The organism is Pedobacter segetis (assembly GCF_016623585.1).
Lineage (GTDB): Bacteria > Bacteroidota > Bacteroidia > Sphingobacteriales > Sphingobacteriaceae > Pseudopedobacter > Pseudopedobacter segetis.
The window spans coordinates 1-571 of record NZ_JAEHFY010000069.1 but is presented as its reverse complement, the minus strand read 5'-3'; the positions used below and the strand labels follow the sequence as shown (position 1 = coordinate 571).

The 571-nt window shown below is 34.0% G+C and carries 1 protein-coding gene; it reads right to left on the bottom strand.

The window, feature by feature from the left end; all coding sequences use genetic code 11:
• Positions 1-86 precede the first annotated feature (86 nt).
• Positions 87-344 carry a hypothetical protein gene (locus tag I5M32_RS16615; protein ID WP_200588294.1) on the bottom strand — a complete coding sequence of 86 codons (258 nt, stop codon included), beginning with the start codon at positions 342-344 and terminating at the stop codon, positions 87-89.
• Between the last annotated feature and the right edge of the window lie 227 nt (positions 345-571).

Genomic DNA, 571 nt, shown 5'->3' with positions numbered 1-571 from the left:
TCTTTTCATTTAGTTTTGTGGGGTGCGACATTGGTTCTGCAAGCAATACCGCAAATTCTCAAACCTGCAAAACGTTATAGGTAAGGCTAAATACCGCTTAACGTTTCATCAATAAGTTTAGAAGCCATTTCGTCTTGCTCTTTTGTTGCTCTGTGAAAAATATCAAAAGCAATCACTTTTTCAGACTTTTTCTCATTGATGAAATCTTCTAAGTTTTGATAGCTATCAGAATTTGAATAGAGATGGATATTAGTATCGTTTCTCCAATCATTATCAACTTTCAATTTCACAATAAATCTATGTGTAAATCCTTCAAATTGTTCTTTAGAATATTTTATTTCCATTTTATTTAAATTTGTGAGAAGCCCTACCTATAACAGCACATAGGCAATATGGCGGGTTCTCGGTTAATATTAAGTTTTGTTTTTCAAATCAAGTTTAGTGCTTGCAGAAAGTTCGGTGTTCATAATCCGCCACATCGCCTATCTGCGAAACGTTATGGGCAACCCTAAAACCGACAACAGACAATGAGTATATTTAAAAAACTATTTGGTGGTTCTGACAAATCAGA

Excerpts from the sequence above, each read along its gene's own strand:
- I5M32_RS16615 (WP_200588294.1), bottom strand. The coding sequence starts at position 344 with ATGGAAATAAAATATTCTAAAGAACAATTTGAAGGATTTACACATAGA.